The organism is Streptomyces sp. bgisy027, from assembly GCF_057710365.1.
Map to the genome: position 1 here is coordinate 43,821 of NZ_JBYIVZ010000021.1, position 18,764 is coordinate 62,584.

Consider the following 18,764-nt stretch of genomic DNA (forward strand, 5'->3'; position numbering starts at 1 on the left):
CGTGGTGCGGGGACGACCGAAGTTGACGTACATCTCGACCGTAGCGAGCACCGCAGGGACGCGCGACCGGGTGCGAACCGGGACAGAAGGGGCGTAAGGGCAATGAAGGGCACTGTTGGTGAGCTCGGGGAGTTCGGGCTCATCAGGGAGCTCACCTCCCGTCTCACCACCACCCCGGCGGTCCGGGTCGGTCCGGGCGACGACGCCGCGGTGGTGGCCGCGCCCGACCGCAGGGTGGTCGCCAGCACGGACATCCTGCTGGAGGGGCGGCACTTCCGCCGCGACTGGTCCACGGCCTACGACGTCGGCCGCAAGGCCGCCGCACAGAACCTCGCGGACATCGCCGCCATGGGCGCCGTGCCGACCGCGCTGCTGCTCGGCCTGGTCGTGCCGGCCGAACTCCCGGTCACCTGGCCGAGCGAGCTGATGGACGGCATCCGCGACGAGTGCCAGGTCGCGGGCGCCTCGGTGGTCGGCGGCGACGTCGTACGCGGCGACACGATCATGGTGTCGATCACCGCGCTCGGCGATCTGCGCAACCAGGAGCCCGTCACGCGGGCCGGCGCGCAGCCCGGCGACATGGTCGCCGTGACGGGCTGGCTGGGCTGGTCCGCGGCCGGATACGCCGTGCTCGCCCGGGGGTTCCGCTCGCCGCGCGCCTTCGTGGAGGCACACCGGCGTCCCGAACCGCCGTATCACGCGGGGCCGGCCGCCGCCGGGCTCGGCGCCACCGCGATGTGCGACGTGAGCGACGGGCTGATCGCCGACCTCGGGCACATCGCCGAGGCCAGCAAGGTCCGTATCGACATCCGCTCGGGCGCGATCGACATCCCGACCCAGATGAACGACATCGGGCAGGCCGTCGGCGTGGACCCCATGCAGTGGGTGCTGACCGGGGGAGAGGACCACGCGATCGTGGCGACCTTCCCGCCGGACGTGAAGCTGCCCGCCCGCTGGAAGGTCATCGGCGAGGTCCTCAACCCCTCGGCGCTGCCCCAGGTCACGGTGGACGGGGCGCCGTGGACCAGGAAGGGCGGCTGGGACCACTTCGGCGGGGACATCGAGTCATGATCCCGCGCGTCCTCACGGTGGCCGGCTCCGACTCCGGAGGCGGCGCCGGTATCCAGGCCGACCTGAAGACGATGCTCGCGCTCGGCGTCCACGGCATGAGCGTGATCACCGCGGTGACCGCCCAGAACTCGCTCGGTGTGCAGGGGGCCTGGGAGCTGCCGGTGGCGGCGGTGCGGGCGCAGTACCGCAGCGTCGTCGACGACATCGGCGTCCAGGCGGTCAAGACGGGCATGCTCGCCTCTGCCGAACTCGTCGAGGCGGTCGCCGAATTGATCGGCGGCACCGACGCGCCCGCCGTGATCGACCCCGTCGGCGTCTCCAAGCACGGTGACTCACTGCTCGCGTCGTCCGCGCTCGTATCGGTGCGTACGAAGCTGCTGCCCGTGGCGACCGTGGCGACGCCGAACCTCGACGAGGTGGCGCAACTGACCGGCGTGCACGTCGAGTCCGAGGAGCAGCTGCGGCAGGCCGCGGCGGCCGTGCTGGAGTACGGGCCGCGCTGGGTGCTGATCAAGGGCGGCCATCTGCCCGGGGACGCCGTGGACCTGCTCACGGACGGTTCCGCGGAGCACTGGCTGCGGGCGCCCCGGCACGACAACCGCCACACCCATGGGACGGGCTGCACGCTGGCCTCTGCGATCGCCTCGGGGCTGGCGAAGGGCCTCGCCGTGCCGGAGGCGGTGACGGCGGCCAAGGAGTACGTCACCGGGGCGATCGAGGCCGGGTTCGCGCTCGGCGGTGGCATCGGTCCGGTCGACCACGGGTGGCGGTTCCGCGACGGAGCGTAGCGTTCGGCGGGGCCCCGGGCGGTCGCCGGGCACAGCAAAGAGCCGGTCCACCCGAGGTGGACCGGCTCAGTGCAGCGAACCAGCAGTGGCCGCGCGCTCAGCTGTGGGCGTCAGCGCGAGACCTTGCCGGCCTTGATGCACGAGGTGCAGGCGTTCACGCGCTTCGGCGTCCCGCCGACCACGGTACGGACGCGCTGGATGTTCGGGTTCCAGCGACGGGACGTACGGCGGTGCGAGTGCGAGATGTTGTTGCCGAAGCCCGGCCCCTTGCCGCAGACGTCGCAGTTGGCAGCCACGGGTCACTCCAAAGACTTCAGATGCTCTTACGGATAATCCCGGCATGCCGGGATCGAGATCTACGATCAGAGATCTGAGTGGCGTTGCCAGGGGACGGCCCGATTTTCATCGGGCAACCGGAGCAGCATACAACGACTGCGCCAGTCCAACGAAACTACCATGGCTGCTCAGGGGCCCGCTCCCGGCCCTCTTCCGGCGCCCACCGGCCCTGGGTCTACGCTGCGTGCCACGTTCGGCCGTTCAAGGAGGCGCAGGTGGCGCAGGTGCCGCAGACATTCTTCGATGCTCTCGCGGTGCGCACCTGGTGCGGCCTCGCGCTGGAGTCGCTCGGCCGCGCCCGCGAGGAGATCGACGCGATCAACGTCTATCCCGTGGCCGACGGGGACACCGGGACCAACCTGTATCTGACCGTGGAGTCGGCGGTCGCCGCGGTGGAGGCCGTGTTCACCGCCTACGACGTGGGCAGACCCACCCTCGCGGACGCCGCCCGCGCCATGGCGCACGGCGCCCTCATAGGCGCCCGCGGGAACTCCGGCACGATCCTCGCCCAGCTGCTGCGGGGCATGGCCCAGGTGCTCGCCGACGGTGAGACGGCTCACACCGACGGATCAGGTCTGCGGCTCGCCCTGCGGCGGGCCGCAGACTCCGCACGCCAGGCCGTGGCCCACCCCGTCGAGGGCACCGTCCTCACGGTCGCCTCGGCGGCCGCCGACGCGGCCCACGGCGCCGCGGGCGACGACTGCGGCGCCGTCGCGCGGGCGGCCTACGAAGGGGCGCGTACGGCGCTGGCCGCGACGCCCGGACAACTGGCGGTCCTGCAGCGCGCGGGGGTGGTCGACGCCGGGGGGCGGGGGCTGCTGGCGGTGCTGGGCGCGCTGGTGGAGACGTTCACGGGGGAGGCGGTGCCCGCGGTCTCCGGGGCGCACGCGCGCGTGGCGTCGGTCGCCGCCGGTGACGGCGTCCCGCACACCGAGGCCGAGGACTGCGCCGACGTACTGGACGAGGGCGGACCCGCCTTCGAGGTGATCTACCTCCTGGAGGCCGGGGACGCGGCCGTGGCCCGGCTGCGGGAGCGGCTCGACGGCCTCGGGGACTCCCTCGTGATCGTCGGCGGCGACGGACTGTGGAACGTCCATGTGCACGTCGACGACGCCGGTGCCGCCGTGGAGGCCGGCGTCGAGGCCGGCCGGCCGTACCGGATCCGGATCACCCACTTCGGGGCCGGTGACGCGCACACCACCGGCGAGCGGCTGCCCCGGGAGCGGGCCCAGCGGGCCGTCGTCGCCGTCGTGCCCGGCGAGGGCCTGGCCCGGCTGTACGGCGAGGCCGGCGCGACCACCGTCCTCGCCCGCCCGGGGGAGCCGCCGGCCAGCGGGGAGCTCGTGGAGGCCGTACGGCGGGCCCACGCGCGCGAGGTGGTGCTGCTGCCCAACGACGCCGAGCTGCGCCACACCGCTGCCGCCGCCGCCGAGCAGGCCCGCACCGACGGCATCCGCGTGGCCCTGATCCCCACCCGCTCCGCGGTCCAGGGCATCGCGGCGCTCGCCGTGCACGAGCCGGACCGCCGCTTCGACGAGGACGTCGTGTCGATGACCTCGGCGGCCGGCGCCACCCGCTACGCCGAGGTCGCCGTCGCCGAACGCCAGTCCTGGACCATGGCCGGCATCTGTCAGGCCGGCGACGTCCTCGGGCTCATCGACGGCGACGTCGCCGTGATCGGCACGGACGTCACCGGCACCGCCGAGGGCGTCCTCGACCGCATGCTCTCCGCGGGCGGCGAACTCGTCACCCTCGTCCTCGGCGACGAGGCGCCCGAGACGATCGCCGAGCACCTCGAAGCACGCGTGCGTGAGTCCTACCTCGCCGTCGACACGGTCGTGTACCGGGGCGGCCGACAGGGAGCCGTACTGCTCATCGGCGTGGAGTGAGCCCGGCCGGTGCCTACACCCCGTCCTGCTCCCGCACCACCTGAAGCATCTGCTCCGCCTCCGCCCTCCGCTCCAGCACCGTCCCGTCGTCCTCGCCGACGACGGCGTACGCCGCCAGCACCGCACGCGCGCGTGCCGCCGCCCCGGCCGGGCGGCCCAGGTCGGCCTCCAGCCAGCCCGCGGCGAGTTCGGCGCCGGTACGGCTGTGCCGGGCTTCGTCGCCGAGCGGCGCGAACACCTCGACGGCCCGTGACATCTGCGACAGGGCCTTCTCCAGCACGTCCTGGATCGACTCGTCCTCGGCGTCCTCCGCGGCGGAACGCGCCAGCAGGTCGCCGAACTGGCGGTGGGTGTGGCCGAGTTCGGCGACGAGCCGCTCGCGCGCCTCCTCGTCGTCGGCCGACTCCAGCGCCGCCCGGCACTCCTCGACCGCGCTCGCCATCAGCTCGGACGCGGTGTCGTCCCGGTCCTCCTCGCCCAGCGCCAGCCACGCGCGTGCACGCAGCGAGCGGACCAGACCATGGACGTTGCCGACGGAACGCCACAGCGCGCCCGCGCGCGCGTAGGCCCGGTCCGCCTCCGCGTGCAGGCCCGCATGGCCCAGGGACTCGGCGGCCAGGTGCGCGAGCGTGGCGTGGTCGTGCTGCTCGGGCCAGTGCCGGGCGATCTCGGCCGCCTGCAGCCGGCGTTCGGCCGCCGCCCGGTGCTCGCCGAGCTCGCTCAGACAGTCGCCGAGCCACCACTGCGTCTGGACGACGGCCCCGTCCCCGTGCGTCTCGGCGGACAGGTCCGGCAGCGCCGACTCCAGCACCTCGGCGGCCTCGGCGAACCGCCCCTGCCGCAGCAGGAACCCGCCCAGCTGATGCCGCGCCCAGGCGCCCAGCGTGCGGCTCTCGCCCGCCTCGTCGGCCCAGTGCGCCGCCTCCAGGGCATGTTCCGCGGCCTCCTCGGACAGCCCCCGGTCGCCGAGCACCTCGGCCAGCTGGAGGTGCAGCTGGGCCCGGCCGGTCGCCTCCAGGTGCGGTCCGCCGTGCTCCAGGGCCGCCCGCAGCGCCCGCTCGGCCTCCGCCGTGTCGCCGAGATGGTGGGCGAGCCCGGCCAGCCGGGCCTCGTACTCCACCGCGAACCACGGCAGCCCCGCCCCGACGAACGCCGCCGAGGCCCGCGCGAACAGCTCCGCGGCGCCCTCCACGTCCCCCGCGAGCGCCGCCAGCTCCGCGAGCATGGCCTGCGCCTCCGCGATCCGCGAGGCGAGCCGTACGTCGTCCCCGGCCTGCCCGCCGACGAGCGCCAGCACCTCACGGGCGGCGGCCTCGGCGTCGGTCGCGAGGACCTGCGGCAGCCCGCCCTGCGCCTCGTGCACCCGCCGCATCAGGATCCGCGCGCGGCTCATCAGCACGGCCGCCGTCTGACGCACGCCCGTGCCGTCGTCGGCGTACAGCGCGAGCACCCGGTCGTACAGGCCGGCGACGATCGTGCGGGCCTCGGCCACATCGCCCGTGAGGGCCCGTACGTACGCTCCACGCGCGCGTGCCGCCAGCGCCTCCCCGGGGTCGCCCGCCTCCGCGTACAGGCCGGCGGCCTCCTCGAACAGGGCGACGCCCTCCGGGCCCAGGTCCATCGCCCGGTGATCGGCGATCTCCGCGCGGTCACGGGCGTCCAGCTCGACGCCCTCGGCGGCCCGTGAGACGGCCGCCCACGCCTCGACGGCGCCCGGCTGGAGGGTGTCCGACAGCCGCCTTGCCCCGGCGATCAGGGCCGGCAGGTCGGGCCGGCTGTCCTCGGGTGATTCGGCCGCGGCCGGCGCGGGCGCGGGCGGCGCCGGCCGGGCCGTCGTACGCACTCCGAGCGGCAGCCGCTCCACCAGGGGCCGCTGATCCATGCGCGCGCGTGCCCGCTCGCTGACGTGGGCCGTGCCGTTGCGCTCGTCGAAGCGGACGGCCAGGGCGAGCGCCTCCTCGCGCGCGTGCACGGCGAGTCCCCGGGCGGTCCAGGTGCGGCCCGCCGGACCGGGCACCTGCCGCTCGCCCAGCCCGAGCGCGCTCAGGCGGCCCATCAGCAGGGCCACCACCGTCATGAACTCAAGCCTGCTGCGCGGGTGCCCGTCGTCCGTGAAGTACGCCGGCCGCTCCGCGAGCAGTTCCAGGCCGCGCGCCTCGTTGCCGGTCAGCACACAGAACTCCACGTGGTCCGCGTACGCCCCGCGCATGCTCTCCATGGTCCGCACGAGCCGGAAGCCCCGCAGATGGTTGGCGCGGGCCTCGTCCACGCGGCCCAGGCGCAGCAGCGGCGTCAGGGACGACGCGAGCACCGTGTGCGGCTCGTGGGCACACGTGAACTCGCCCTCCAGCACCGGACCCCACAGCCGGATCGCCTCGGCGTCCTGACCCCGCTCGGCCTGCCACCACCCCTGCCCGTGCAGCTCGCACGCGTGGCAGTCGGCCATGGCGTCCCGGTCCGCGGCCAGCCAGGCGCCGTACGCCCGCTCCGCCCGCGCCACGTCACCGATGTGCGCGGCCACGCTGAACTCCGCTCCGCGCACCGCCCGTTCGGAGTGTCCGGCGAGCCGGTAGCGGTGCTCCATCTCGCCGAGCCACTTCTCGATCGAGGCCAGCGGGACGTGCGGCTGGTCGAGCATGCCGGACGACATCCACTTGAAGACCCAGTGCAGCGCATGCGTCTCGTACTCGTCGAAGTCCTCGGGCCGCTCGTCCCACATCCGCAGCAGACGCGAGAAGGGGACGAACATCTTCCCCTTCTCGGAGCTGTAGTTGTAGACCTTCAGCTGATGCCCGAGCGCCTCGATCACGGCCAGCGGGATGTTCAGCTTCTCCGCCTCGGCGAGCAGTTGCTCCGCGCGCGCGTTGCGGGCGGGACCCTCCGGTTCCTCGCCGTTCTCCGCCATGGCCCGGCGCAGCGAGTCGAAGTCGGTGATCTCGCTCATCAGCGGCCCTCCTCGCCGTTCGTGGCCCACTCCAGCAGACCGATGAAGGCCCGGTTCAGCAGGGCCGAGTCGGCGGGCCTCAGCGGGCGCTGCGCCATCAGCAGCGCCTGCCCGTACAGGGACTCCGTGGCCGTGCCGACCAGCTCGGCATCGCCCAGCGAACCGATCCGCCGGATCAGCGGGTTGAGATGGTTCAGCACCAGACGCGCGCGTGGAGCGCTGCCGCGCAGCGAGCCGAGGATGCCCGCCCACAGGTCGTCGGCCTGCTCCTGAGCCTCGGCCCGCGCCTGCTCGTGCCGGGCGGCCCGGTCGTCCAGATGCAGCGCGGGCACGGACAGCGGATGGAAGGCCCGCAGGACGACATCACAGCCCAGCGGGTCCAGCCTCGCCCGCGCGGCCGCCAGGAAACCCGACAGGGCCAGTTCCTCGGCCGGGTCGACCGCGTCCAGATGGGCGGTCACCGTGTCCGCGTCCAGCTCGGCGACGACCGTCCCCGGCCGCACCGACGGCAGCGCCTCGATCAGCTCGCTGTCGTACGTGTAACCGCCGTTGATCACCCCGACGCCCTGCGCGGACGCGATCGGCGCGACCTGCCGGTACTCCTCGACGGTCCGCGTGAAGTGCACGACCGCGTGCCGCTGCGCGAACTCCTCCAGGGACAGCCGTCCGTCGGACGTCTCGAACGGCAGCCACGGCAGCATCGTGCGCAGCATCTCCCTGTCGTGCCGCGCGAGCGACTTCACGCCCAGGTGGTGCACGGACAGGAAGGCCGCCAGCCGTTCCGGATCCCCGGCGGCCAGCCCGGTCAGCCAGGACCGAATCCTTTCCCCCAGCGCCTCCCGTACGGCCGCCAGCGTCTCGTCCTCGTACAGTGCCTCGCGCGAGGCCGTCGGCCTGAGGCTGTCGGTGTCCAGGACGCAGCGCACGAAGAACGCCCAGTCGGGCAGCAGCTGTTCGGCCCGCTCCGTCAGCAGCATCCCCTTGAGGTGGACGCGATGGCCCGCCCGCTGAGCCGGGCTGACCGCGGCCGGCAGGACGTACGCCACACCGCGGATCCCGGCCAGTGGCACGTTCAGCTCGATCGAGTCCAGCGGGGTGAAGCCGAACAGGTCCTGGCAGTGCCGGGCCAGCGCCACCCGGCGGTTGGCGGGGGAGGGGTACGAACGGTCCCAGGGGGCCGGCAGGTCGGTGACCGCCTCGCCGCCGACCCGGACGTCGTACGGCAGCAGCGAGCCGAAGTCCCGTGCCAGCGCCAGCACCCGGTCCTCGGCCAGCCACTCGGCGGCACCGGCGCGTGCCACGAGGTGCACGGTGGTGCCGGGTTCGGGCCGGGCGTCGTCGGGCAGGGTCCGCACGGTGTACGAACCGTCGTCCGCCGCCGTCCACTCCACCGGCGGCGCGTCCGGCGTGCGGGCGCTGCGGCTGACCACCCGGATCCGCTCGGCGACCACGAAACAGGCCAGCAGACCGATGCCGAACTGGCCCAGGAAGTCGGACCGGGCCTCCTGGAGCCCTTCCGCGCGCTTGGAGCTGCGCCCGATCGTGGCGAGGAGGCTGTGCACGTCCGCCTCGGTCAGCCCGATCCCGGAGTCCTCGACCCGCAGCGCGCCCGACTCGGCGTACAGCCGCACCACGGCGGGCGCGCCGGGCTCCTCGGCGCGTCTGGCGGTGACGGCGTCGACGGCGTTCTGCAGGAGCTCGCGCAGATAGACCTTCGGACTGGAGTAGAGGTGGTGGGAGAGCAGGTCCACCAGACCGCGCAGGTCGACCTGGAACGTATGAGGAGACTGGGACGGCTGAGGGGCCTGGGATGACTGTGAGGTCTGGGAGTCCATCGTCGCAGCGCCGTCGGTGGGTCTCGGGGACGGCGCGGGGTCGGGCGGTCCCGGTGAGGCGGTGACCGCGAAAGGATGGCCGGAGCGCGCCATCCTAGAGCCGAAACGAACCGCCTGACCAGGGCTTTCCGGGACGTTTACCGGGACGGCCGCAGCGGCCTCTACGGCTTTGTCAGTGGCGTGGTGTGGAATGGATCTCGTGCCCGCACTGGAAGAACCACTGAAGAAAGTGCTCGGCCCTCCCACCGCGAAGGTGATGGCCGAGCATCTCGGCCTGCACACCGTGGGCGACCTGCTGCACCACTATCCGCGCAGATACGAGGAGCGCGGCCAGCTCACTCACCTCGCCGACCTCCCCATGGACGAGCACGTCACCGTGGTCGCCATGGTCGCCGACGCCCGCCTGCACACCTTCGCCTCCAGCAAGGCACCCCGCGGCAAGGGCCAGCGCCTCGAAGTCACGATCACCGACGGCAGCGGCCGCCTCCAACTGGTCTTCTTCGGCAACGGCGTTCACAAGCCCCACAAGGAGCTCCTGCCGGGCACCCGCGCGATGTTCGCGGGCAAGGTCTCCGTCTTCAACCGCCGACTCCAACTGGCCCACCCGGCCTACGAGTTGCTGCGCGGAGACTCCGAGGAGACCGTGGAGACCTGGGCCGGCGCCCTGATCCCCATCTACCCCGCCACCGCCAAGCTGGAGTCCTGGAAGATCGGCAAGGCGATCCAGACGGTCCTGCCCAGCGCGCAGGAAGCCGTCGACCCGCTCCCCGGCACCCTGAGGGAGGGCCGCGGCCTGGTCACCCTGCCCGAGGCACTCCTCAAGATCCACCGCCCGCACACCAAGGCCGACATCGAGGACGCCCGCTCCCGCCTCAAGTGGGACGAGGCCTTCGTCCTCCAGGTCGCCCTGGCCCGCCGCCGCTTCGCCGACGCCCAACTCCCCGCCCTCGCCCGCCGCCCCAGCCCCGACGGCCTCCTGACCGCCTTCGACGCCCGCCTCCCCTTCACCCTCACCGAGGGCCAGCAGAAGGTCTCGAAGGAGATCTTCGACGACCTCGCCACCGAGCACCCCATGCACCGGCTGCTCCAGGGAGAGGTCGGATCCGGGAAGACGATGGTGGCCCTGCGCGCCATGCTCGCCGTCGTCGACGCGGGCGGACAGGCCGCCATGCTCGCGCCCACCGAGGTGCTGGCCCAGCAGCATCACCGGTCGGTCGTCGAGATGATGGGCGAGCTCGCCGAGGGCGGGATGCTGGGCGGCGCCGAGCAGGCCACCAAGGTGGTGCTGCTGACCGGTTCCATGGGCGCGGCCGCCCGGCGCCAGGCGCTGCTCGACCTCGTCACCGGCGAGGCCGGGATCGTCATCGGCACGCACGCGCTGATCGAGGACAAGGTGCAGTTCCACGACCTCGGCCTGGTCGTCGTCGACGAACAGCACCGGTTCGGTGTGGAGCAGCGTGATGCCCTGCGCGGCAAGGGCAGACAACCGCCCCATCTGCTCGTCATGACGGCGACGCCCATTCCGCGCACGGTCGCGATGACGGTCTTCGGCGACCTGGAGACCTCGGTCCTCGACCAGCTCCCGGCCGGCCGCTCGCCCATCGCCTCCCATGTCGTCCCGGCAGCCGACAAGCCCCACTTCCTGGCCCGCGCCTGGGAGCGGGTGCGCGAGGAGGTCGGCAACGGCCATCAGGCGTACGTCGTGTGCCCCCGCATCGGCGACGAGGAGGACGACCCGAAGAAGGCCGGCAGGAAGAAGTCCCCCGAGGACGAGGCCGAGAAGCGCCCGCCGCTCGCCGTCCTCGACGTGGCGGACCACCTCGCCAAGGGACCGCTCCAGGGTCTGAAGGTCGAGGTCCTGCACGGCCGGATGCACCCCGACGACAAGGACGCCGTCATGCGCCGATTCGCCGCCGGCGAGACGGACGTGCTGGTCGCCACGACGGTCATCGAGGTCGGTGTGAACGTCCCCAACGCCACCGCGATGGTGATCATGGACGCCGACCGATTCGGCGTCTCCCAGCTCCACCAGCTGCGCGGCCGCGTCGGCCGTGGCTCGGCGCCGGGCCTGTGCCTCCTGGTCACCGAGATGCCGGAGGCAAGCGCGGCCCGCCAGCGCCTGGGCGCCGTCGCCGCCACTCTCGACGGCTTCGAGCTCTCCCGCATCGACCTCGAACAGCGCCGCGAGGGCGACGTCCTCGGCCAGGCCCAGTCCGGCGCGCGTACCTCCCTGCGGGTCCTCGCCGTCATCGAGGACGAGGAGGTCATCGCGGAGGCGAGGGAGGAGGCGATGACGGTGGTGGAGGCCGATCCGGAGCTGACCGATCTCCCTGGTCTACGGACGGCCCTGGACGCCCTTTTGGACGAGGAGAGAGAGCAGTACTTGGAGAAGGGGTGAAGCGGACCTACCTCAAGGGGCGCGGGGCTGTATGGACTATGCGGCTTCCGCCGCGCGGGCGCGACCAGCCACAATGAACCTGCAGTCGCCCACAACCAAGGACCAAAGATGACCCGCGTGATCGCCGGCGCAGCAGGCGGACGTCGCCTCGCCGTTCCGCCAGGTAGCGGCACCCGCCCCACTTCCGACCGCGCACGCGAGGGCCTCTTCTCCACCTGGCAGTCCCTCCTCGCAGGCCCTCTGGACGGCGAACGAGTCCTCGATCTATACGCGGGCTCGGGCGCCGTCGGTCTGGAGGCACTCTCCCGCGGCGCGAGCCACACGCTCCTCGTCGAAGCCGACGCGCGAGCGGCCCGCATCGTCCGCGAGAACGTCAAGAACCTCGGCCTCCCCGGCGCCGAGGTGAGATCGGGCAAAGCAGAACAGATCATCCAGACCCCGGCGCCGGCCGAGCCGTACGACATCGTCTTCCTCGACCCCCCGTACCGAGTCACAGATCACGATCTTCGCGAGATTCTGCTCACACTCCGCTCAGGGGGCTGGCTCGCGCCGCAGGCGCTCGTCACCGTGGAGCGCAGCACCAGAGGCGGGGAATTCCGGTGGCCCGACGGATTCGAAGCGATCCGGGCCCGCCGTTACGGCGAGGGAACGTTTTGGTACGGTCGCGCCGCCTCTACGTGCGAAGACGCACGATGACCGGACCGGAGAGCGAGGGATCACAAGTGCGCCGCGCCGTATGCCCGGGGTCGTTCGACCCGATCACCAACGGACACCTCGACATCATTTCCCGCGCCTCCAGGCTGTACGACGAGGTCTATGTCGCAGTCATGATCAACAAGGCCAAGAAGGGCCTGTTCGAGGTCGAGGAGCGGCTCGACCTGATCCGCGAGGTCACCGCCGAGTACGGCAACGTCCGGATCGAGGCCTTCCACGGCCTCCTGGTCGACTTCTGCAAGCAGCGCGACATCCCGGCCATCGTGAAGGGCCTGCGCGCGGTCAGCGACTTCGACTACGAGTTGCAGATGGCGCAGATGAACAACGGTCTGTCCGGAGTGGAGACGCTCTTCGTGCCGACCAACCCCACGTACAGCTTCCTGTCCTCCTCGCTGGTGAAGGAGGTCGCCACATGGGGCGGCGATGTGTCCCACCTGGTGCCGCCGGTCGTGCTGGAGGCCCTCAACAAGCGTCTGCGCCAAGGCTGAACGGGCGGCTACAGTCGTTCCGTCCGTCTCCATCACAGCTGTAGAGAGTGGCGAGCACACGGTGGACGTACAGAACAAGCTCGACGAGATCGTCACGGCGGTCTCAGGTGCCCGGTCGATGCCGATGTCGGCCTCGTGCGTGGTCAACCGCGCCGAACTGCTCTCCCTGCTGGAAGAGGTCCGTGCGGCCCTGCCCGGCTCCCTCGCCCAGGCCCAGGAGCTGATCGGCGACCGCGAGCAGATGGTCGAGCAGGCCCGTCAGGAGGCCGAGCGCATCATCGGCCAGGCGCACGCCGAGCGCGGCTCGCTGATCTCCGACACCGAGGTCGCCCGCCGCTCCCAGGCCGAGGGCGACCGCATCCTCGCCGAGGCGCGCAAGGAGGCCGAGGACGTCCGCGCCGAGGCCGACGACTACGTCGACTCCAAGCTCGCCAACTTCGAGGTCGTCCTCACCAAGACCCTCGGCTCCGTCGGCCGCGGCCGCGAGAAGCTCCTCGGCACCGGGCCCGGCCTCGACGAGCAGGGCTACGAGGACGAGGACGCCCCCGAGCGCAGCCACGACCCGGAGACCCTGCGCCGCACGGCCGACCAGTACGTCGACGCCAAGCTCGGCGCCTTCGAGGCCGTCCTCGCCAAGACCCTGGAGGCCGTCGGCCGCGGCCGGCAGAAGCTGCACGGCCGGATCGCCACCGACGACCTGGGCGCCCTCGCCGACGACCTCGGCACCGTCCAGCACTCCAGCGACGCCGACTACCTCGCCGACCTCGCCGCGCTCGCGGAACGGGACACCCCGGCGGCCCCGGCCGAGCAGCCGTCGGCGGCCGTACCGGCACAGCCGCAGTACGACCCGCACCCCGTGCAGCCGGCGTACTCCCCCACCTCCGGCTACGCTCCGGCGGGAGGTGCCCCCGTCCAGCAGACGGACACCTACGGCGGCTACCCGCAGCAGGCCTACGCCCAGCAGCAGGACCCGTACGGCTACCAGCAGGCCGATCCCTACGGCTACCAGGGCTACGACGCCCAGCAGGCGGGCTACGACCAGCAGCAGGCCCAGCAGGGCGACCACCAGTCGTACGCCCTCGACGAGACCAGCCTCTTCGACACGAGCATGATCACGCCGGAGCAGCTGAGGGCCTACGAGCAGGGGCGCGGCCAGTAAGGGACCACCGGATTGGGCCGTGAGCGAAAGGTCCAGTATCCTGGCTCTTCGGTCGCGCGTACGTCCGCGATCAACGCTGCCCAGGAACACCGACGGGCAGTGACCCCCTGAGCTCAGCAGATCGAAAGCAGGAACGGCGTGACAGCCCGCCTCGACCACCGCAACCCTCTCGTGTTCGACACACACGAGCTGGGCCGGCGGCCCGGTGCGCTGCAGCGCCTGACCCGTACGATCGACGCCCCCAAGGACTTCGGTGTCCAGGGAGTCGTCGGAGTGCCGGAAGGCGCCCCGGTCGAGCTCGAACTCCGGCTCGAGTCGGTCATGGAAGGGGTGCTTGTCACAGGCACCGCCCGTGCACAGGCCGAGGGGGAGTGCGTAAGGTGTCTGGAGCCGCTTCAGCTCGACGTCGAAGCGGAATTCCAGGAGATGTTCTCGTACCCTGACGCCGACGACCGGGGCCGCGTCCACGCGGAGCCCGGCGACGACGCCGAGGACGACGAGGACAGACTCTTTCTCGAGGACGGCCTGTTCGACCTCGAACCAGTGCTGCGTGATGCGGTGGTGCTCGCACTGCCGATGCAGCCGGTGTGCCAGGAAGACTGTCCCGGCCTGTGCTCCGAGTGCGGAGCCCGGCTGGCGGACGACCCGGACCACCATCACGACGCCGTCGACATCCGTTGGGCGGCACTGCAGGGACTCGCCGGTTCACTCGGAGACGGCGAGAAGGACGAGATGAGCGGCGCCGACGCGGAAGCGGGCGTCGACGAGAAGCAGGAGAAGTAGCCGTGGCTGTTCCGAAGCGGAAGATGTCGCGCAGCAACACGCGCCACCGCCGGTCGCAGTGGAAGGCTGCGGTCCCCACCCTGGTTGCGTGCGAGCGCTGCCACGAGCCCAAGCAGCAGCACATCGCGTGCCCGTCTTGCGGCACCTACAACAAGCGCCAGGTCCTCGAGGTCTGAGCGGCTGGTGAGAGGCACTGTGTCCACGCCGAAGAAGAACGCAGCGGACAACCAGGCCTCGTCCCACACGCTGTTGGAAGGGCGGCTCGGGTACAAGCTCGAGTCCGCCCTTCTGGTGCGTGCGCTGACCCACCGTTCCTACGCGTACGAGAACGGCGGTCTGCCGACCAACGAGCGGCTGGAGTTCCTCGGGGACTCCGTCCTGGGGCTCGTGGTCACGGACACGCTGTACCGAACCCACCCCGACCTGCCCGAGGGCCAGCTGGCCAAGCTGCGGGCCGCGGTGGTCAATTCGCGTGCGCTGGCGGAGGTCGGCCGTGGGCTCGACCTGGGCTCCTTCATCCGGCTCGGCCGTGGTGAAGAGGGCACGGGCGGCCGGGACAAGGCGTCCATCCTCGCCGACACCCTGGAAGCGGTGATCGGCGCGGTCTATCTCGACCAGGGCCTGGACTCGGCGGCGGAGCTGGTGCACCGCCTGTTCGACCCCCTGATCGAGAAGTCCTCGAACCTCGGAGCCGGCCTGGACTGGAAGACCAGTCTCCAGGAGCTCACCGCGACCGAGGGGCTCGGTGTACCCGAGTACCTGGTCACGGAGACCGGCCCCGACCACGAGAAGACCTTCACTGCTGCCGCCCGCGTCGGAGGCGTCTCGTACGGCACCGGCACCGGCCGCAGCAAGAAGGAGGCGGAGCAGCAGGCCGCTGAGTCCGCGTGGCGGTCCATCAAGGCCGCCGCGGACGAGCGCGCCAGGAAGGCGGCCGAGAACGCCGCCGGGGACGACGCCGACGCGCCGTCCGCCTCCGCCTGACCGAACAGCGCGATCCGAGCGCCCGACCCTTCGCCGGGGCGGGCGCTCGGCCCATTCAGCAGGCTCCGCGGGACGCACAGGGGTGCGACAGCCCTACGTCCCGTCGCAGGTGTACAGGGGATCCGATGCCCGAGTTGCCCGAGGTCGAGGTCGTACGGCGTGGCCTGGAGCGGTGGGTCGCCCATCGCACGGTCGCCGACGCCGAGGTGCTGCACCCGCGTGCCGTACGGCGGCACATCGCCGGCGCGGACGACTTCGCGCACCGGCTCAAGGGGCACCGCGTCGGCGTCCCCAGCCGCCGCGGCAAGTACCTGTGGCTGCCCCTGGAGGACACCGGGCAGTCGGTCCTGGCGCACCTCGGCATGAGCGGTCAGCTGCTGGTCCAGCCGCACACCGCGCCGGACGAGAAGCACCTCCGGATCCGGGTGCGGTTCGCGGACGCGCTCGACACCGAGTTGCGGTTCGTGGACCAACGCACCTTCGGCGGACTGTCGTTGCACGACAACACCCCGGACGGACTGCCCGACGTCATCGCGCACATCGCGCGCGACCCACTCGACCCGCTCTTCGACGACGAGGCCTTCCACCAGGCTCTGCGCCGCAAGCGCAGCACCGTCAAACGGGCCCTGCTCGACCAGTCGTTGATCAGCGGCGTCGGCAACATCTATGCGGACGAGGCCCTTTGGCGCGCCCGTCTGCACTACGAGCGCCCCACGGGTACCTTCACCCGCCCCCGCACCCAGGAACTCCTGGGTCACGTACGGGACGTGATGAACGCGGCCCTCGCGGTGGGCGGCACCAGCTTCGACAGCCTGTACGTCAACGTCAACGGCGAGTCGGGCTACTTCGACCGCTCACTCGACGCGTACGGCCGTGAGGGGCTGCCCTGCAAGCGGTGCGGTACGCCGATGCGCCGGCGGCCCTGGATGAACAGGTCCAGCTACTTCTGCCCGAAGTGTCAGAGGGCGCCGCGCGTCCCGTCGTAGTTCCGGCGTGCTGCGAGCACGTCGTCCATCTGCCCCTCCACGAAGTGGATGAGGCTCAGCAGCCGCTCGGCGACCCCGCGCCCCAGCGGCGTCAGTTCGTAGTCGACCCGCGGCGGATTCGTCGGCTGGGCGTCGCGGCGCACCAGGCCGTCGCGCTCCAGGGCGTGCAGCGTCTGCGACAGCATCTTCTCGCTGACGCCGTCGACCCGGCGGCGCAGCTCGTTGAAGCGCAGCGAGCCGTCGTACAGGGCACCCAGGGTCAGTCCGCCCCAGCGGCCCGTGACGTGCTCCAGCGTGACGCGCGAGGGGCAGGCCTTGGCGAACACGTTGTACGGGAGGTCCTGCGCCTCCATGAGCTGCTCCGTGGTGTCCATGACTGAAGCGTACTCGAACACAGCGCTTACTGGGAGATTGCACTAACCAAGAGATAGTGCTTTCCTTTCGTCATTGCCAGTGAGCTGCCTATCCCAGGAGTACCCACGTGACCACCCCTGTCGTCTCCATCGCCTACCACTCCGGCTTCGGCCACACCGCCGTCATCGCCGAGGCCGTCCGTGCCGGTGCCGTCGAGGCCGGTGCCGAGGTGCACCTGATCAAGGTGGACGAGATCACCGAGGAGCAGTGGGCGATCCTCGACGCCTCGGACGCCATCGTGTTCGGCTCGCCGACCTACATGGGCACCGCGTCCGGTGCCTTCCACGTCTTCGCCGAGGCCACCTCCAAGCGCTGGGCCGAGCGGGCCTGGACGGACAAGCTGGCCGCCGGCTTCACCAACTCCGCCTCCAAGAGCGGCGACAAGCTGCACACCCTCCAGTTCTTCCAGATCCTGGCCGCCCAGCTCGGCATGCACTGGGTCAACCTCGGCCTGCTCCCCGGCTGGAACAGCAGCGCCGGCTCCGAGCACGACATCAACCGCCTCGGCTTCTTCGCCGGCGCCGCCGCGCAGACCAACGCCGACCAGGGGCCCGACGCCGTCCACAAGGCCGACGTGGCGACGGCCGAGCACCTGGGCCGCCGGGTGACCGAGACCGCGAAGACGTTCGCCCTGGGCCGCGCCGCGATCGCCGCGTAGCCGCGCGACCACCCACGCACAAAGGGGCTCCCACCCGGTCGTCACCGGGTGGGAGCCCCTTGTCGCAGACGGGCCGCCGTCGTGAGCGGTCTGCCTAGTAGCCGAAGTCCTGCGTCCACCAAGGTCCGCCCGCGCCGATGCGGACGCCGACACCGAGGGTCTTGAAGTCGCAGTTCAGGATGTTGGCCTTGTGGCCCGGGCTGTTCATCCAGGCTTCCATGACCGCGGCGGCGTCGGCCTGGCCGCGGGCTATGTTCTCGCCGCCGAGGTCGCTCACGCCGGCCTTCGCGGCCCGGTCCCACGGGGAGGCCCCGCCCGGGTCGGTGTGGTCGAAGAAGCCCTGATCGGCCATGGCCTCGCTGAAGTCCTGGGCGAGATCGGCGAGCGCGCTGTTGGCCGCGACCGGGCTGCATCCGACCTGCGCGCGCTCCTCGTTCACGAGCCGGAGCACCTCGGCCGCGGCGGCCGCCTCGGCGGACACGGTCACGGGGACGCTGGTCTGCTCGTCGGACTTCGGCGGCTTCTTGCTCTGCTTCTCGGGCGCCTTCGTGGCCTCGCGCGAAGGCGTGTCCTTCGGCTTCTCGCTGGGCGTGGCCGAGGGCTTCTTCGAAGGGGTCTTCGTCGGCGCGGCCGACGTGGTCGACGGAGCCGGCGAGGACGGCCGCTGTACGTCACGGCTCGTCGAGCCGCCGCTGTCGTCCCGGTCCGCGCTGCCCGAGGTGCCGCCCTGCTCGGCGGGGGAGTTCGTCGGGGAGCCGGCCGACTGTGCCCGGTCCGTGCCGCTGCCACCGCCGAGCTGGTAGTTGTCGATGCCGGGCACCACGCCCGCGGCCACCGCGACCGTGCCGATGGCGACCGCGGCGGAGACGCCGAGCAGCCCGGTCTTCACCGGAGCCACGGCCTTCTTCTTGCGGCGGCGGTGCGAGCCCCCGGGACGCCGGGCGCCGGAGTCGGGCGAGAAGCCCTCGCTCCGGAAGGCGCCGGTCTCGTCGACCGGGAACGCGGTGGTGTCGTTGAACCGTGCGTAGTCCTCTTCCGTCGCGAAGAGGTACGCGTCGCTTCTGGCGGACGCCTCGGCGTACGCCTCCTGCTGCTCCTGGTGCAGATAGGGCGCGATGCCCCTCGTCGATCGGTCGCCGGCGTACGAGTCCAGCGGGTCGTGGCTCTCCGTGTAGGAGCCGTCCGTATGGGTGACCCCCGTGGCGCGGCCCGTGGCGGCGCGGCCGGCGGCGGAGCGTCGGTGGCGTCCCATGTCCTGGCCTTCCTCGTCCCTGCGGTCTCAACGTCCTCACACAACTCACACGATCGAGTGAGTTT

17 protein-coding genes are annotated in these 18,764 nt (G+C 71.9%); 12 read left to right on the forward strand and 5 right to left on the reverse strand.

Features of this window, described 5'->3' with window-relative positions:
• Window positions 1-102 precede the first annotated feature (102 nt).
• Both AC3ETA_RS22395 and thiD read left to right on the forward strand, forming a co-directional pair.
• On the forward strand, window positions 103-1,071 hold the full coding sequence (locus AC3ETA_RS22395) for a thiamine-phosphate kinase (RefSeq protein WP_107902439.1): 969 nt from the start codon (window positions 103-105) through the stop codon (window positions 1,069-1,071).
• On the forward strand, window positions 1,068-1,859 hold the full coding sequence (gene thiD / locus AC3ETA_RS22400; protein WP_432194673.1) for a bifunctional hydroxymethylpyrimidine kinase/phosphomethylpyrimidine kinase: 792 nt from the start codon (window positions 1,068-1,070) through the stop codon (window positions 1,857-1,859). The genes AC3ETA_RS22395 and thiD overlap by 4 nt, the downstream gene beginning before the upstream one ends.
• 110 nt (window positions 1,860-1,969) lie before the next feature.
• Here thiD and rpmB read toward each other — a convergent pair whose 3' ends face one another.
• On the reverse strand, window positions 1,970-2,155 hold the full coding sequence (rpmB, locus tag AC3ETA_RS22405; RefSeq protein ID WP_003993230.1) for a 50S ribosomal protein L28: 186 nt from the start codon (window positions 2,153-2,155) through the stop codon (window positions 1,970-1,972).
• A 255-nt stretch (window positions 2,156-2,410) separates the two neighbouring features.
• On the opposite strand from rpmB, the gene AC3ETA_RS22410 reads away from it, so the two are divergent.
• Window positions 2,411-4,084 carry a DAK2 domain-containing protein gene (locus tag AC3ETA_RS22410; RefSeq protein ID WP_432194674.1) on the forward strand — a complete coding sequence of 558 codons (1,674 nt, stop codon included), beginning with the start codon at window positions 2,411-2,413 and terminating at the stop codon, window positions 4,082-4,084.
• A 13-nt stretch (window positions 4,085-4,097) separates the two neighbouring features.
• Here AC3ETA_RS22410 and AC3ETA_RS22415 read toward each other — a convergent pair whose 3' ends face one another.
• Window positions 4,098-7,028 (reverse strand): tetratricopeptide repeat protein, encoded by a 2,931-nt coding sequence (locus tag AC3ETA_RS22415; RefSeq protein WP_432194675.1) that lies wholly within the window; start codon window positions 7,026-7,028, stop codon window positions 4,098-4,100.
• Complete coding sequence (locus AC3ETA_RS22420) at window positions 7,028-8,863, reverse strand: HSP90 family protein (RefSeq protein WP_432194676.1); 1,836 nt, start codon at window positions 8,861-8,863, stop codon at window positions 7,028-7,030. The genes AC3ETA_RS22415 and AC3ETA_RS22420 overlap by 1 nt, the downstream gene beginning before the upstream one ends.
• 190 nt (window positions 8,864-9,053) lie before the next feature.
• Between AC3ETA_RS22420 and recG the strand changes: the two genes are divergently transcribed.
• From recG to mutM, 8 genes are all read left to right on the forward strand, one after another.
• Window positions 9,054-11,261: an ATP-dependent DNA helicase RecG gene (gene recG, locus AC3ETA_RS22425; RefSeq protein ID WP_432194677.1), complete on the forward strand. Its 2,208-nt coding sequence runs from the start codon at window positions 9,054-9,056 to the stop codon at window positions 11,259-11,261.
• A gap of 108 nt (window positions 11,262-11,369) precedes the next feature.
• On the forward strand, window positions 11,370-11,957 hold the full coding sequence (gene rsmD / locus AC3ETA_RS22430) for a 16S rRNA (guanine(966)-N(2))-methyltransferase RsmD (RefSeq protein ID WP_432194678.1): 588 nt from the start codon (window positions 11,370-11,372) through the stop codon (window positions 11,955-11,957).
• A gap of 26 nt (window positions 11,958-11,983) precedes the next feature.
• Entirely contained in the window at window positions 11,984-12,463 is a 480-nt protein-coding gene (gene coaD, locus AC3ETA_RS22435) for a pantetheine-phosphate adenylyltransferase (RefSeq protein ID WP_030950733.1), read from the forward strand.
• 61 nt (window positions 12,464-12,524) lie between these two features.
• Window positions 12,525-13,622, forward strand: a complete 1,098-nt coding sequence (locus tag AC3ETA_RS22440) for a F0F1 ATP synthase subunit B family protein (protein ID WP_432194679.1) — start codon at window positions 12,525-12,527, stop codon at window positions 13,620-13,622.
• A 138-nt stretch (window positions 13,623-13,760) separates the two neighbouring features.
• Window positions 13,761-14,405 carry a YceD family protein gene (locus AC3ETA_RS22445; RefSeq protein WP_432194680.1) on the forward strand — a complete coding sequence of 215 codons (645 nt, stop codon included), beginning with the start codon at window positions 13,761-13,763 and terminating at the stop codon, window positions 14,403-14,405.
• A gap of 2 nt (window positions 14,406-14,407) precedes the next feature.
• Window positions 14,408-14,581, forward strand: coding sequence for a 50S ribosomal protein L32 (rpmF, locus tag AC3ETA_RS22450; RefSeq protein ID WP_003951102.1), 174 nt, complete (start codon window positions 14,408-14,410; stop codon window positions 14,579-14,581).
• Between the two features lie 19 nt (window positions 14,582-14,600).
• Complete coding sequence (rnc, locus tag AC3ETA_RS22455; RefSeq protein WP_432194770.1) at window positions 14,601-15,389, forward strand: ribonuclease III; 789 nt, start codon at window positions 14,601-14,603, stop codon at window positions 15,387-15,389.
• A 125-nt stretch (window positions 15,390-15,514) separates the two neighbouring features.
• Complete coding sequence (gene mutM, locus AC3ETA_RS22460; protein ID WP_432194681.1) at window positions 15,515-16,375, forward strand: bifunctional DNA-formamidopyrimidine glycosylase/DNA-(apurinic or apyrimidinic site) lyase; 861 nt, start codon at window positions 15,515-15,517, stop codon at window positions 16,373-16,375.
• Here the strand turns inward: mutM and AC3ETA_RS22465 are convergent.
• Entirely contained in the window at window positions 16,348-16,749 is a 402-nt protein-coding gene (locus tag AC3ETA_RS22465) for a winged helix-turn-helix transcriptional regulator (protein ID WP_432194682.1), read from the reverse strand. The two genes, mutM and AC3ETA_RS22465, sit on opposite strands and share 28 nt — an antisense overlap.
• Window positions 16,750-16,856: 107 nt before the next feature.
• On the opposite strand from AC3ETA_RS22465, the gene AC3ETA_RS22470 reads away from it, so the two are divergent.
• Window positions 16,857-17,447: a flavodoxin family protein gene (locus AC3ETA_RS22470; protein WP_030950741.1), complete on the forward strand. Its 591-nt coding sequence runs from the start codon at window positions 16,857-16,859 to the stop codon at window positions 17,445-17,447.
• 94 nt (window positions 17,448-17,541) lie between these two features.
• Here AC3ETA_RS22470 and AC3ETA_RS22475 read toward each other — a convergent pair whose 3' ends face one another.
• Window positions 17,542-18,699, reverse strand: a complete 1,158-nt coding sequence (locus tag AC3ETA_RS22475; RefSeq protein WP_432194683.1) for a CAP domain-containing protein — start codon at window positions 18,697-18,699, stop codon at window positions 17,542-17,544.
• Window positions 18,700-18,764 lie beyond the last annotated feature (65 nt).